This window comes from Streptomyces novaecaesareae (genome assembly GCF_000716875.1).
Taxonomy (GTDB): domain Bacteria; phylum Actinomycetota; class Actinomycetes; order Streptomycetales; family Streptomycetaceae; genus Kitasatospora; species Kitasatospora novaecaesareae.
Map to the genome: position 1 here is coordinate 57,478 of NZ_JNWQ01000034.1, position 14,088 is coordinate 71,565.

General features: G+C 72.4%; 14 protein-coding genes. 1 reads left to right on the plus strand and 13 read right to left on the minus strand.

All coding sequences use genetic code 11. The features are described from left to right. The 13 genes from secD to pgsA all read right to left on the minus strand — a co-directional run bounded on the left by secD (position 1) and on the right by pgsA (position 11,661). Positions 1 to 1,827: a protein translocase subunit SecD gene (gene secD, locus OP86_RS15260; RefSeq protein WP_030258890.1), complete on the minus strand. Its 1,827-nt coding sequence runs from the start codon at positions 1,825 to 1,827 to the stop codon at positions 1 to 3. 147 nt (positions 1,828 to 1,974) lie between these two features. Then, entirely contained in the window at positions 1,975 to 2,382 is a 408-nt protein-coding gene (yajC, locus tag OP86_RS15265) for a preprotein translocase subunit YajC (RefSeq protein ID WP_051830115.1), read from the minus strand. A gap of 260 nt (positions 2,383 to 2,642) precedes the next feature. Beyond that, positions 2,643 to 3,728 carry a Holliday junction branch migration DNA helicase RuvB gene (ruvB, locus tag OP86_RS15270; RefSeq protein WP_030056246.1) on the minus strand — a complete coding sequence of 362 codons (1,086 nt, stop codon included), beginning with the start codon at positions 3,726 to 3,728 and terminating at the stop codon, positions 2,643 to 2,645. Positions 3,729 to 3,784: 56 nt separating this feature from the next. After that, positions 3,785 to 4,396: a Holliday junction branch migration protein RuvA gene (gene ruvA / locus OP86_RS15275; RefSeq protein ID WP_030258888.1), complete on the minus strand. Its 612-nt coding sequence runs from the start codon at positions 4,394 to 4,396 to the stop codon at positions 3,785 to 3,787. Beyond that, positions 4,393 to 4,968: a crossover junction endodeoxyribonuclease RuvC gene (gene ruvC, locus OP86_RS15280; protein ID WP_063832385.1), complete on the minus strand. Its 576-nt coding sequence runs from the start codon at positions 4,966 to 4,968 to the stop codon at positions 4,393 to 4,395. The genes ruvA and ruvC overlap by 4 nt, the downstream gene beginning before the upstream one ends. A 172-nt stretch (positions 4,969 to 5,140) precedes the next feature. Then, positions 5,141 to 5,899: a YebC/PmpR family DNA-binding transcriptional regulator gene (locus tag OP86_RS15285; RefSeq protein WP_030056249.1), complete on the minus strand. Its 759-nt coding sequence runs from the start codon at positions 5,897 to 5,899 to the stop codon at positions 5,141 to 5,143. Positions 5,900 to 6,009: 110 nt separating this feature from the next. After that, positions 6,010 to 6,633, minus strand: a complete 624-nt coding sequence (gene pdxT, locus OP86_RS15290) for a pyridoxal 5'-phosphate synthase glutaminase subunit PdxT (RefSeq protein ID WP_030056250.1) — start codon at positions 6,631 to 6,633, stop codon at positions 6,010 to 6,012. Between the two features lie 99 nt (positions 6,634 to 6,732). Next, on the minus strand, positions 6,733 to 7,644 hold the full coding sequence (gene pdxS, locus OP86_RS15295) for a pyridoxal 5'-phosphate synthase lyase subunit PdxS (protein ID WP_030258885.1): 912 nt from the start codon (positions 7,642 to 7,644) through the stop codon (positions 6,733 to 6,735). A 129-nt stretch (positions 7,645 to 7,773) separates the two neighbouring features. Continuing rightward, positions 7,774 to 8,319: a hypothetical protein gene (locus OP86_RS15300; protein ID WP_030056252.1), complete on the minus strand. Its 546-nt coding sequence runs from the start codon at positions 8,317 to 8,319 to the stop codon at positions 7,774 to 7,776. A gap of 29 nt (positions 8,320 to 8,348) precedes the next feature. Beyond that, positions 8,349 to 8,717, minus strand: coding sequence for a 5-carboxymethyl-2-hydroxymuconate Delta-isomerase (locus OP86_RS15305; RefSeq protein ID WP_030056253.1), 369 nt, complete (start codon positions 8,715 to 8,717; stop codon positions 8,349 to 8,351). Positions 8,718 to 8,783: 66 nt separating this feature from the next. Beyond that, a complete protein-coding gene (locus tag OP86_RS15310) occupies positions 8,784 to 9,968 on the minus strand; it encodes a glycosyltransferase family 4 protein (protein WP_030056254.1) in 1,185 nt (394 codons plus the stop codon). A gap of 66 nt (positions 9,969 to 10,034) precedes the next feature. Then, the gene (locus tag OP86_RS15315; RefSeq protein ID WP_030056255.1) at positions 10,035 to 10,997 is read right to left on the minus strand and encodes a phosphatidylinositol mannoside acyltransferase; all 963 of its coding nucleotides are present in this window, start codon (positions 10,995 to 10,997) and stop codon (positions 10,035 to 10,037) included. Positions 10,998 to 11,013: 16 nt separating this feature from the next. Then, entirely contained in the window at positions 11,014 to 11,661 is a 648-nt protein-coding gene (pgsA, locus tag OP86_RS15320) for a phosphatidylinositol phosphate synthase (RefSeq protein WP_030258877.1), read from the minus strand. Between the two features lie 244 nt (positions 11,662 to 11,905). Here pgsA and OP86_RS15325 point away from each other — a divergent pair, with 244 nt between their 5' ends. After that, positions 11,906 to 13,954, plus strand: a complete 2,049-nt coding sequence (locus OP86_RS15325) for an elongation factor G-like protein EF-G2 (RefSeq protein ID WP_030056257.1) — start codon at positions 11,906 to 11,908, stop codon at positions 13,952 to 13,954. The last annotated feature ends 134 nt before the right edge of the window (positions 13,955 to 14,088 follow it).

Here is a 14,088-nt window from a genome sequence, read left to right on the forward strand (position 1 = left end):
TCAGGCCTCCTTCACGGCGGCAGAGGAGGAGGGGCTACGGCGACGGCTGCTGCGCAGCGGCGGGCGGGCGCCCAGCCGCTTCGGGTCCAGGCCGGACCACGGGTGGCCGTTCAGGAAGAACTTGCGGCGGGCCAGCAGCGTGATCATCGGCTTGGTGAAGAGGAAGATCACCACCACGTCGAGCGCGGTGGTCAGGCCCAGCGTGAACGCGAAGCCCTGGACCTTGCCGACCGAGACCACGTAGAGCACGGCGGCACAGAGGAAGGAGACGAAGTCCGAGACCAGGATGGTGCGCCGGGCGCGCGGCCAGGCCCGCTGGACCGCCGGGCGCAGCGGGGCGCCCTCGCGGACCTCGTCGCGGATGCGCTCGAAGTACACGATGAAGGAGTCGGCGGTGATACCGATCGCGACGATCGCACCGCAGACCGCGGGCAGGTTCAGCGCGAAGCCGATCCCGCCGCCGAGGAGGCTCATGATCGAGTAGGTCAGGATCGCCGAGACGATCAGACCGGCGATCGAGACCAGGCCGAGGCCGCGGTAGTAGACCAGCGAGTAGGCAACCACCAGCAGCATGCCAATCGCGCCGGCCACCAGGCCGGCCTTGAGCTGGTCGCTGCCGAGCGCCGGGGAGACGGTGGTGATGTCGCTCTTGACGAACTCCAGCGGCAGGGCGCCGTAGCCCAGCACGTTGGCCAGGTCCTGCGCCTCGGCCTGGGTGAAGCCGCCGGTGATGACCGCGGTGCCGCCCGGGATCGGGCCGTTGACCTGCGGGTGCGAGACCACCTGGTTGTCCAGCACGATCGCGAACTGGTTGGTCGGCGGGGTCTGGGTGGCCAGCTGGCCGGTGACCTTGGAGAAGGCGTCGGTGCCGGTGCCGTTGAACTGCAGCTGGACCTGCCAGCCGGCGCCCGTCTGGGTGTCGATGGTGGCCTGGGCCTTGGAGACGTCCGAGCCCTTCACGGCCGCGGGGCCGAGGGCCAGCTTCTCGTAGTAGCCGTTCTTGCCCACCTTCTGGGAGCAGGCGACGACGGCCTTGTCCTCGGGGCCGGTCTGCGCGGCGCGGACCTCGGGCTTGGAGCAGTCGAGGGCGGCGAAGGCGGCGGACAGCTCCGGCGGCACGGTGCCCTGGGTCATCGCGGCGCTGAGGTCGGCGGCGCTCGGCGGCGTGGCGGCGGCGCTCGGGGCGCCGGAGGCGGCGGCCGAGGGCGCGCCGGTCGCGGCGGCGGACGGGGCCGCGCTCGCGCCGGTGGCGGCGGCGGTCGGGCTGGCGCCCTCGGCGGCCAGCGCCTCGCCGACGGTGCGGCCCTGCTTGGTGGCGCTCGCGGCCGGAGCCGGCGTGCCGGTCGCGGCACCGGCGGCGGCCGACGGGGTCGCGGCCGGGGTGCCGGTGGCACCGGCGGACGGGGTGCCGGTGGGCGCCGGGACGGTGACGCCGCTGGGCGCCACGGCCAGGACCGGACGGAAGAACAGCTTGGCGGTGGTACCCACCTGGTCCGCCGCGTTCTGCCGGTCGCCACCCTTGGGGATGTTCACGATGATCGTGTTCTCGCCCTGGGTCTGGACCTCCGCCTCGGAGACACCCATCCCGTTGACACGGCGCTCGATGATCCCGGTGGCGATGTCCATGTTGGACTTGCTGATCGCCTTGGGGTCGGTCGACTTCGCGGTCAGCGTGATGCTGGTGCCGCCGGCGAGGTCGATCCCGAGCCGGGGCTTGGTGGTGCCCGTCCCGAACATGAGGGCGACCAGTCCGACGGTGACGACCAGGATGAGGGCCAGCGCCCGCCCTGGGTAGCCGTCGCGCGGGCGCGACTTGGGTGTTGCCACCTTGCTCGTTTCTCCCTGTCCATGCCACCTCCCCGACCGGACCCCCGTCCGGCTCGTGGCGGGACGGGGGTCCGGCGGGTCTGCGGCCCTGAGGTCCTGTGGGCTCGCGGCACTGCGCCGCGCGGCCGGGCGGGTTGCCCGTCCGTACTACTTGCTCGCGGGAGCCCCGCCCTCGGCATCGCCCTTCTCGGCGCTGTCCTTGGTCAGCGTCAGCGGCTTGTCCTCGACCGGCTCGGCGGCGGCGTCCTCGGCCTCCGGCTCGGGGAGCTCGTCGTCGGCGGGGCGACCGTTGATGATCGCGTCGTACTCCTGGGGGTCCAGGACGGCCGCGATCGCGCTCTTGGTGAAGTGGGTGACCACGCCGGGCGCGATCTCCAGCTCGACGGTCTCGTCGTTGACCGCCTTCACCTGGGCGTACAGGCCGCCGATGGTGCGGACTCCGGCCCCCGGCTCCAGCGCCGTCTGCATCTGCTGCATCTGCGACTGGCGCTTCTTCTGCGACCGGAACATGAGCACGATCGCGACGATCGGGAGGAGAAGGATGATGAGGTTCACTGCAGCCAGGGTCCTTTACGGGCCGCCGGCCGGCGGCCTGTGTGGTATTGGTCGGCCCGTCAGGTGAGAGGGGCGGTCCGGCGGAGTCTAGGCGACCCAGAATCGATCGGACAACGCCAAGCATCGCATCCTGCCGCCGAAAGTGGCGACCCTCCGCCTGCACAGTTTCCCGGGGCTTCGCTCCCGGCTCCGCCATGCGGCGCGGCGGCGCCGCCGGGCGGGAACGTCCGGGTGCGACTCACCCGTTCAGCCGGTGGCGGTCAACTTTCGTCGGCGGGGAACAGCTCCGACTGGGCCGGCAGGCTGCCACGAGAGGTCTGGACCGGCGGGGTCTGTGCCGGTGGAGTCAGGCCGAGGTGCTGCCAGGCCGCGGCGGTGGCGATCCGCCCGCGCGGGGTCCGGGCGAGCAGGCCCTCGCGCACCAGGAAGGGCTCCGCCACCTCCTCGACCGTCTCGGACTCCTCCCCCACGGCGACCGCGAGTGTCGACAAACCGACCGGGCCGCCGCCGAACAGCCGCAGCAGCGCGTCCAGCACCGCGCGGTCCAGCCGGTCCAGCCCCCGGGCGTCCACCTCATAGACGTCCAGCGCCTGGGCGGCGATCCCGGCGGTGACCACGCCGTCGTGCCGGACCTGCGAGTAGTCGCGGACCCGGCGCAGCAGCCGGTTGGCGATGCGCGGGGTGCCGCGCGAGCGCCCGGCGATCTCGGCGGCGCCGGCCGGGTCTATCTCCACGTCCAGCAGCGCGGCCGAGCGGTGCACCACCCGCTGCAGCTCGGCCGGGGCGTAGAACTCCATGTGCCCGGTGAAGCCGAATCGGTCGCGCAGCGGGGGCGGCAGCAGGCCGGCCCGGGTGGTGGCGCCGACCAGGGTGAAGGGCGGCAGCTCCAGCGGGATGGCGGTGGCGCCCGGGCCCTTGCCGACGATCACGTCGACCCGGAAGTCCTCCATCGCCATGTAGAGCATCTCCTCGGCCGGCCGGGACATCCGGTGGATCTCGTCGAGGAAGAGCACCTCGCCCTCGGTGAGCGAGGAGAGGATCGCCGCGAGGTCCCCCGCGTGCTGGATGGCCGGGCCGGAGGTGATCCGGATCGGGGCGCCCAGCTCAGCGGCGATGATCATGGACAGGGTGGTCTTGCCCAGCCCGGGCGGCCCGCTCAGCAGCACGTGGTCGGGCGCGCTGCCGCGCTTGCGGGCGGCCTGGAGCACCAGGGACAGCTGCTCGCGCACCCGCTCCTGGCCGATGAACTCGTCCAGCAGCTTGGGGCGCAGCGCCGCCTCCACCGCCTGGTCCTCACCGTCGGCGGCAGCCGTGACCAGCCGGTCGGCGGGTTCCGAGTCGTACATCGTCGCGGGCTCCCAGGTCTGAAAAAGTCGACAAACGGACAGATCGTCAGATGGTCTCAGCGGGCGCGGTTGAGGCCGCGCAGCGCGAGCCGCAGCAGCGCGCCGACGTCCGGCGTCTGCTGCGCCTCCGCCTCCGGGGTGACGGCCGCGACCGCCTCGTCCGCCTCGCGCGGGGCGTAGCCGAGACCGGTCAGCGCGGAGTACAGCTGCTCGCTCCACGGCGCCGGGCCGGCCGCGATCGGCTTCTGCGCGGGCACCGCGCCGTGCGGGGCGCCGAGCTTGTCCTTGTACTCCAGCAGCAGCTTGGCCGCCTTCGCCTTGCCGATGCCCGGCACGGCGACCAGCGCCTTCTCGTCACCGCCCGCGATCGCGGCCCGCAGCGCGTCGGGGCTGTGCACCCCGAGGATCGCCTGCGCCAGCTTGGGGCCGACGCCCGGCGCGGCCTGCAGGATCTCGAAGACGGCGCGTTCGTCGTCGTCCGCGAAACCGAAGAGGGTCAGCGAGTCCTCCCGGACCACCAGCGAGGTCGCCAGCCGGGCCGGCTCGCCCAGCCGCAGGCCGGCCAGGGTGTTCGGGGTGCACTGCACCGCCATGCCCACCCCGCCGACCTCGACCACCGCGGTCCCGGAGGAGATGGCCGCCACGGGCCCTTGCACGAAGGCGATCACCGGACAGTGCCTTTCACAGAGGTGGAACGGGCTTTCACAGGAGCGGAACGGGGCGTGGCGCGGGCGGCCAGGACGGCGGCCTCCAGGCGGTTGGTCGCCCCGCCGCGCCAGATGTGACAGATCGCCAGCGCCAGCGCGTCGGCGGCGTCCGCGGGCTTGGGCGGGGCGTCCAGCCGCAGCAGGCGCTGCACCATGGCCGTGACCTGGGCCTTGTCGGCCCGGCCGGAGCCGGTGACGGCCGCCTTGACCTCGCTCGGGGTGTGCAGGGTGACGGGGATGCCGCGGCGCGTCGCGCAGAGCATCGCGACCGCGCTCGCCTGCGCGGTGCCCATCACGGTGCGCACGTTGTGCTGGGCGAAGACCCGCTCGACGGCGACCAGGTCGGGCCGGTGCTCGTCCAGCCAGGCCTCGATGCCCTGCTCGACCAGGAGCAGCCGCTGCCCGATCTCGGCCTCGGCGGGGGTGCGCACCACGCCGACCCCGGCCATCCGCAACGGCCGGCCCGGCGCGCCCTCGACCACGCCGACCCCGCACCTGGTCAGCCCCGGGTCCACACCCAGTACCCGTACCACTCGCCCCGCCTCTCCGTGACTCGCCACTGGTCACCGGCCGCTCGCGGCGAGCGACCTGCGAAGGCTACCGTCCGGGTCCGACAACCCCGCCGACGACACCGGCCCGGCGGTCCTGGGACCACCGGGCCGGGCAGTGAGAACGATCACTCACCGTCGATCGATCGATGCCGTGTCACTCGGCGTCGAGCTGCGCACCGACCTCGTCGGAGATGTCGAAGTTGGCGAAGACGTTCTGCACGTCGTCGCTGTCCTCCAGGGCGTCGATCAGCTTGAGGATCTTGCGGGCGCCGTCGACGTCCAGCTCGACCTGCATGCTCGGGAGGAAGTTGGCCTCGGCCGAGTCGTAGTCGACGCCGGCGTCCACCAGCGCGGTGCGCACGGCGACCATCTTGGAGGCCTCGGAGACGATCTCGAACGAGTCGCCGAGGTCGTTGATCTCCTCGGGCTCCTGGTCGAGGACGACCTCGAAGAGCTTGTCCTCGTCCACGCCGTCGGCCTTGGGGACGATGACGACACCCTTGCGGGCGAACAGGTACGACACCGAACCCGGGTCGGCCATCGAGCCGCCGTTGCGGGTCATCGCGACGCGCACGTCGGAGGCGGCGCGGTTGCGGTTGTCGGTGAGGCACTCGATCAGGACGGCGACACCGTTCGGGCCGTAGCCCTCGTACATGATGGTCTGGTAGTCGGCGCCGCCGGCCTCCAGGCCGCCACCGCGCTTGACGGCGCGGTTGATGTTGTCGATCGGGACCGAGCTCTTCTTCGCCTTCTGGATGGCGTCGTAGAGAGTCGGGTTGCCCTGCGGGTCGGGACCGCCCGTGCGCGCCGCCACCTCGATGTTCTTGATCATCTTGGCGAAGAGCTTGCCGCGCTTGGCGTCGATCACGGCCTTCTTGTGCTTGGTGGTAGCCCACTTAGAGTGGCCGGACATCGCCAGCTCCTTTACGTCGCCAAAGGGAAATGAACAGATGAGATCTTACCGGTGTCGTCACCGGTGAGGTGCACACGGTCAGCGCGCGGTGAGTACGCGCCCGGTGCGGGTCAGCGCGGGGCCGCCGCGAGGTGGTCCTCGACCATCCTCACGAAGTACCCGTGCACCCGGTGGTCGCCGGTCAGCTCCGGGTGGAAGGAGGTGGCCAGCAGGTTGCCCTGGCGCACGGCGACGATCCGGCTGTCCGGGCCGTCCGCGGCGGGCAGCTCGGCCAGCACCTCGACGCCCGCGCCGACCGCCTCGACCCAGGGGGCGCGGATGAAGACGCCGTGCACCGGCGCGTCGTCCATGCCCTTGAAGGCGATCCCGGACTCGAAGGACTCGTTCTGGCGGCCGAAGGCGTTGCGGCGCACCGTCATGTCGATGCCGCCGACGGTCTCCTGGTCCTCGCGGCCGTCGAGGATCTTGTCCGCCAGCATGATCATGCCCGCGCAGGTGCCGTACACCGGCATCCCGGCGGCGACGCGCTCGCGCAGCGGGTCCATCACGCCGAACAGCAGCGCCAGCTTGGACATGGTGGTGGACTCCCCGCCGGGGATCACCAGCGCGTCGACCTCGGCCAGTTCCTCGGCACGGCGCACCGGGCGGGCGAGCGCGTCGGCCTCGGCCAGCGCCACGAGGTGCTCGCGGACGTCGCCCTGCAGGGCGAGGACGCCGATGACTGGAGTGCTCACGGTCTTCAACCTCAATCGATCGTTACTACAGGAGTACGTGGCGCGGCCCGCCGCAGGCGCCGAGGCGCTGCGGCGGGCCGGCTCGGAAGCTGCGGGCGACTACCAGCCGCGGTTGGCGTAGCGCTCGGTCTCCGGCAGGGTGTCGCAGTTGATGCCGACCATGGCCTCGCCGAGGTTGCGGGAGGCGTCCGCGATGATCTTCGGGTCGTCGAAGAAGGTGGTGGCCTTCACGATGGCGGCGGCGCGCTTGGCCGGGTCGCCCGACTTGAAGATGCCGGAGCCGACGAAGACGCCCTCGGCGCCCAGCTGGCGCATCAGCGCGGCGTCGGCCGGGGTGGCCACGCCACCGGCGGAGAACAGCACGACCGGCAGCTTGCCGAGCTCGGCGACCTCCTTGACCAGCTCGTACGGGGCGCGCAGCTCCTTGGCGGCGGCGTACAGCTCGTTGTTGTCGAAGCCGCGCAGCTTGGCGATCTCGTTCTTGATCTGGCGCAGGTGGCGGACGGCCTCGACGACGTTGCCGGTGCCGGCCTCGCCCTTCGAGCGGATCATGGCCGCGCCCTCGGCGATGCGGCGCAGGGCCTCGCCCAGGTTGGTGGCGCCGCAGACGAAGGGGGTGGTGAAGGCCCACTTGTCCGAGTGGTTGACCTCGTCGGCCGGGGTCAGCACCTCGGACTCGTCGATGTAGTCGACACCGAGCGACTGCAGGACCTGGGCCTCGACGAAGTGGCCGATGCGGGACTTGGCCATCACCGGGATGGAGACCGCGGCGATGATCTCCTCGATCATGTTCGGGTCGGACATGCGGGCCACGCCGCCGTCCTTGCGGATGTCGGCCGGAACCCGCTCGAGCGCCATGACGGCCACCGCGCCGGCATCCTCGGCGATCTTGGCCTGCTCGGCGTTGACCACGTCCATGATCACACCGCCCTTGAGCTGCTCGGCCATGCCGCGCTTGACCCGGGCGGTGCCGATCTGCGGCTGGTCTGCGGTGGTGGGGGTGGTGGACACGTGAGACCTCACTCGAAGATGAACCAGTGCTATCGCCCTATGGTAGGCGGAACAAGTGGCGCCTCCATGTGCCACCCAGTCCAGCCCGAACGACGGGACACGACAAACGGGCCGTATCCGTGGGACACCCTAAGCAGGCGCCCCTTCGGGCGTCAGGGCGGGCGGCGGGGCGTCGTCCATCTCGAAGGCCATCGGGAACGGGGCCTTCCCGGCCAACCGGAAATACCGCACCAACCGGTGCTCACGCACCGCCCGCGCCGCCCGCACCGCGTCGTTGTGGAACCGCCGCGCCATCGGCACCCGGCGCACCGCGGCCGTCAGATCACGGACCGCGTCCTCCCCGCCCGGCTCCGCCACCAGCGCCGCCACCTGCTCCGGCTCCTCCAGCACCGCCCGCAACGCCAGGCTCAGCTGGCTCTCCGCCACCTCGCGCTGCTCGTCGTCGGCCTGCCGGGCCGCGTGCGCCGCGTCCAGCAGCAGCAGCGAGGCCGCCGGGTCCAGCAGCGAGGACGTCGCCAGCTCGATCGCCACCGAGGCCCGGCGCACCAGCTGCGCGTCCAGCGCCGCCCGCGCGGCGTCGATCCGGGCGTGCAGGCGGTCCAAGCGGCCGGCCGTCCAACTCAGGTACATGCCGAAGAGCACCACGGCCACGCCGGCCCAGATCCAGGTAGTCACGGGGCGCAACGCTACCGGGTGTCGCCGGCTCACCCCTCGACGGATGTCACCCGGTAGCTGTCCCGGTCGATGTCCGCGACGTTCACCGCCGTGAACAGCCGGCTGCCCCGCTCCGGCCGCACGAACTTCGCGACCAGCTCGATCACGCCCTCGCTCAGCGCCGCCTTCGCCTCCGGGGTGCGCCCCGGGAAGATCTGGAACTCCACGTACACCTGCGCGTCCCCGGCCCGACCGCTGGTGCCCACCACCAGCGCCTCCACCTGCCGGAACACCGTCTTGCACGCCTCCGGCTTCGCGTCGATCGTCTGCTCCGCCAGCCGGTTGATCGCCAGGCCCAGGCCCCGGCGGTCGAAGGTACCAGCCAGCGACGACGAGTACTCCACGGAAATCTGCGGCATCGAACTGCCCCCAAACGATCGAGCGTTGTGCGGTCAGCCCGACCCTAGACCCCCGCACACCGCCGCTCAGTCGCGGGCCAGCCCGAACAGGCCGCGCCGCCCGCTGCGCACGTCCTCCTCGACCACCGCCGCGGCCCCCGCCGTCACCGTCTCGTACACCGCCAGGATGTCCGCGCCGACCGTCGACCAGTCGAACCGCCGCACGTGCCGCGAGGCCGCCTTCCGCAGCTCCTCCAGCCGCGCCGGGTCGCCCAGCAGCCGCAGCGCCGTACGGGCCAGCGCGTCCGCGTCCTCCACCGGGAACAGCTCGCCGGCGTCCCCGCCGTCGAGCACCTGCTTGAACGCGTCCAGATCGCTCGCCAGCACCGGGGCACCCGCCGACATCGCCTCGACCAGGATGATCCCGAAGCTCTCGCCACCGGTGTTCGGCGCCACGTACAGGTCCACGCTGCGCAGCAGCCGGGCCTTCTCCTCGTCGCTCACCATCCCGAGGAACTCCACCTGCCGGCGCACCTCCGGCGCCAGGCCGGCGACGGCCTCCTCCTCGTCGCCCTTGCCCGCCACCAGCAGCCGCACCCCCGGCCGCTGCGCCAGGATCCCCGGCAGCGCCGCCAGCAGCGTCGGCAGGCCCTTGCGGGGCTCGTTGATCCGGCCGATGAAGCCGATCGTGCCCGGCTCCCCCTTCGCCGCGTGGCCCGTCCAGCGCTCGTCCGGCTCCGCGTCCGCGAAGAAGCCCACGTCCACGCCGTTGGGGATCACCACCGCATCCCCGCCCAGGTGCTCCACCAGCGTCCGGCGGGCGTACTCCGACACCGCGATCCGGGCCCGCATCTTCTCCAGGCCCGGCTGCAGGATCGGCGAGGCCGCGATCATCGCCCGCGACCGCGGGTTGGACGTGTGGAAGGTCCCCACCATCGGCCCGGTCGCCGACCAGGCGGCCAGCATCGACAGGCTCGGCGAGGCCGGCTCGTGCACGTGCAGGATGTCGAAGCGCCCGTCGTGCAGCCACCGCCGCACCCGCGCCGCCGACAGGATGCCGAAGCTCAGCCGCGCCACCGACCCGTTGTACGGCACCGCCACCGCCCGCCCGGCCGAGACCACGTACGGCGGCAGCGCCTCGTCGTCCTCGGCCGGCGCCAGCACCGACACCTCGTGCCCCAGACCGATCAGGTGCTCGGCCAGGTCCCGGATGTGGAACTGCACCCCACCGGGGACGTCCCAGTCGTACGGGCAGACGATGCCGATCTTCACGGGTTCCTCAAGCTCCTTCGGACAGTCGTACCGGCTCAGGACGGGCCGGGGTCGCAACGGCCGGGATCAGGACCCGGAGGCCTCGGCCGCAGGCTCCGGAGCCGCCTCCGCGCGCACCGCGGCCGCCTCCTTCACCGTCTCACGGACGGGCAGGTCGGCGAGCCAGAACTTCTGCAGCATGTGCCAGTCCTGCGGGTACTCGCGGATCCCCAGCTCCCACACGTCCGCCATCGCCTGCGTCATCGCCCGCGTGCGCTCCTTGCGGTCGCCCTCCTCGGGCACCGGCACCTCGGGGTGGATCCGCGCCCGCAGCACCGGACCGTCGTACCAGAGCGTCACCGGCAGCAGCGCCGCCCCGGTCCGCTGGCACAGCGCCGCCGGACCGGCCGGCATCCGGGTCGCCTCACCGAAGAACGACACCTCGATGCCCGCCTCCGACAGGTCCCGGTCCCCCACCAGGCACACCAGCCGACCCTCGCGCAGCCGCCGCGCCAGCGTGCCGATCACGTTCACCCCGCCACCGGTCAACGCCAGGACCTCCATGCCCTGGCCCTCCCGGAACGCCACGAACCGGTCGAACAGCCGCTCCGGCTTCAACCGCTCGGCGACGGTGGTGAACGGGTAGCCCTGCTGCGCCACCCAGGTGCCCGCCAGGTCCCAGTTGCCCATGTGCGGCAGCGCTATCACCGCGCCCCGCCCGGCCTCCATCGGCGCCCGCAGGTGCTCGAAGCCCTCCACCCGGACGTCCCGCGCCACCCGCTCCCGGCTCCACACCGGCAGCCGGAACGACTCCATCCAGTACCGCAGGTACGAACGCATCCCGGCCCGCGACAACGACCGCAGCGCCGCCTCGTCCAGCCCCGGACGGACCCGGCGCAGATTCGCCTCCAGCTGCAGCACCCGCTTGCCGCGCTTGCGCCACGCGTAGTCCGCCAGCCGGTCGAACAGCCCCCGCGCCACCGGCTCCGGCAGGTGCTTCAGCACCCCCCAGCCCAGCGCGTACGCCCAGTACACCAGTCGGTCCGTCACCGCAGGACGCCCCCCATCAGCTCCCGGCCGCCGCTCGGTCGGCCTCGAACGCCTCACGGCGCACGGTCAGCACCCGCTGGAACACCGTCACCAGGCTGCCCGCCGCCACCAGCCACAGCGCCACCGGCAGCAGCCACTCCACGTACGGCACACCGAACGTGTGCAGACCCGCGACCCCGGCCGCCACCAGGCTCGCCACCAGCCGCTCGGCCCGCTCCACCAGCCCCGACACATCACACGGCAGGCCCTGGCTCTCCGCCCGCGCCTTGGTGTACGACACCACCAGACCGCTCGCCAGGCAGAAGATCGCCACCGCGCACAGCAGGTTGTCGTCACCCTTGCCCGCGTACCACATCGCCAGCCCACCGAAGATCGCCGCATCCGCGACCCGGTCCAGCGTGGAGTCCAGGAACGCCCCCCACTTGGTGGTCCGGCCCAGCTGACGGGCCATGTTCCCGTCCACCAGGTCGGAGAAGATGAACAGCGTGATCGTGATGGTGCCCCAGAAGAACTCCCCACGCGGGAAGAACACCAGCGCACCGGCCACCGAACCGGCGGTACCGATCAGCGTCACGGAGTCCGGGCTCACGCCCAGACGGATCAGGAACGCGGCGAACGGGGTCAGAACACGTGTGAAGAAGGCACGCGCGTATTTGTTGAGCATGGCCTTCCCAGCCGCTCCGATCTCCCAGATACCCGCCTGGCGCAACGGACGCGGCAGACGGCCGAACGGATCAGCCCGTCCGGCGCACCCATCGTAGCCACGCCGACGACACGCTCCGCCGCACGCACCGCCGGACGGCGACCCCGGCCACGGCCCACGCACGCACGGTCACACGACACGCGCCCGGACGACACCCGACCCTAGACTGCGATGGACAGCCTCGGCGCCACGGGAGGAGACCCCGATGCCCGACCGCAGCACGGCACGAGCCGGCCAGGCACCCGCCGTCACCGGCCCCCGGGACCTGCGCAACGTCGTCCTCATCGGTCCCAGCGGTGTGGGCAAGACCACCCTCGCCGAATCCCTCGCCCTCGCCGCCGGCGCCACCGGCCGGGCCGGTCGCGTCACCGACGGCACCACCGTCTCCGACCACGAGGAGATCGAGCACCAGCAGCAGCGCTCCGTCCAGCTCTCCCTGCTCCCGCTCGAATGGAAGGGCGTCAAGATCAACCTGATCGACCCGCCCGGCCACCCCGACTTCACCGCGGACCTGCGCGCCGCCCTGCACGCCGCCGACGCGGCCGTCTTCGTCGTCTCCGCCACCGACCCGGTCACCGCCCCCACCCGCGCCCTGTGGCGCGAGTGCGCCGCCGAGGGCATCCCCCGCGCCATCGCCGTCGCCAAACTCGACATCGCCCGCACCGGCTTCGACGACATCCTCACCACCTGCCACGACGCCTTCGACCTGGGCCCGGACACCCTCCGCCCGCTCTTCCTGCCCGTCCTCCACGACGGCCGGCCCGACGGCAGCGTCGACCTCCTCACCGGCGACACCTACGGCGACGCCGCCCCGCTCCCCGACACCGGCCCCGCCCACGAGAGCCTCGTCGAGGCCATCTCCGGCCAGGACGACACCCTCATGGAGCGCTACCTCGCCGGCGACCCCCTCGACACCGACTCCCTCGAAGCCGGAATGCGCCGCGAAGTCCTCGCCTGCACCCTCCACCCCGCCGTCCCCACCAGCGAGAACGGCCTCGGCGCCGCCGAACTCCTCGACCTCATCGCGCACACCTTCCCCGACCCCACCGAACGCACCCGCCCAGCCCCCGACTGCGACCCCGACGCCCCGCTCGCCGCCCAGGTCGTCCGCATCACCGGCGACGCCTACGTCGGCCGGATCAGCCTGCTGCGCCTGTACGCCGGCACCCTGCGCCCCGACACCAAGATCCACCTCCTCGGCCCGGCCCACACCGCCGGCCAGAACGGCGACGAACGCGTCACCGCCCTCACCAGCCCCTTCGGCAAACTCCAGCGGCCCGTCCCGCACGCCGTCGCCGGCGACCTCGTCTGCGCCGCCAAACTCACCACCGCCCGCGCCGGCGACACCGTCCACGACCCCGGACACCCCGTCGAGCTCGACGGCTGGACCCTCCCCGAACCCCTGCTCCCGATCGCCGTCGAAGCCCACAGCAAGGCCGACGACGACAAGCTCTCCCAGGCCCTCACCCGGCTCACCGCCGAAGACCCGTCGCTACGCCTCGAACAGAATCCCGACACCCACCAGCTCGTCCTCTGGTGCACCGGCGAGGCCCACGCCGAGGTCGTCCTCGACCGCCTCCGCACCCGCCACGGCGTCCACGTCGACACCGTCGAACCCAAGGTCGCCCTGCGCGAGACCTTCGGCACCGCCGCCGCCGGCCACGGCCGCCTCGTCAAACAGTCCGGCGGCCACGGCCAGTACGCCATCTGCGACCTGGAGGTCGAGCCCCTCCCGGCCGGCTCGGGCTTCGAGTTCCAGGAACACGTCGTCGGCGGCGCCGTCCCCAAACACTTCATCCCCTCCGTCGAGAAGGGCATCCGCGCCCAACTCGCCAAGGGCGTCGCCACCGGACACCCCCTCGTCGACGTCCGGGTCACCCTCACCGACGGCAAGGCCCACTCCGTCGACTCCTCCGACGCGTCCTTCCAGAACGCCGCCGCCCTCGCCCTGCGCGACGCCGCCGAACACGCCGTCATCCGCCTGCTCGAACCCGTCGCCGCCGTCAGCGTCCTGCTGCCCGACGACTACCTCGGCGCCGTCCTCGGCGACCTCTCCGCCCGCCGCGGCCGCGTCCTCGGCACCGAGACCGGCGGCCCCGGCCTCACCCTGCTGCGCGCCGAGGTCCCCGAACTCGAACTCGTCCGCTACCCGGTCGACCTGCGCTCCCTCACCCACGGCACCGCCGAGTTCTCCCGCGCCTACCTGCGCCACGAACCCATGCCCGCCGCCCTCGCCGAGCGCTACACCGACTGAGCGGCCCTGGGCCTGTCTTCGAACTCCCGCCTGCGGGGCGACGCCGGGGCACGCACCTCGCTGCGTTGTCGTCGGTCGCCAATGCTCCGCAGTGGCTCCCTCCTCCGCCTTGCGATGCACGCACCCCAACGCCG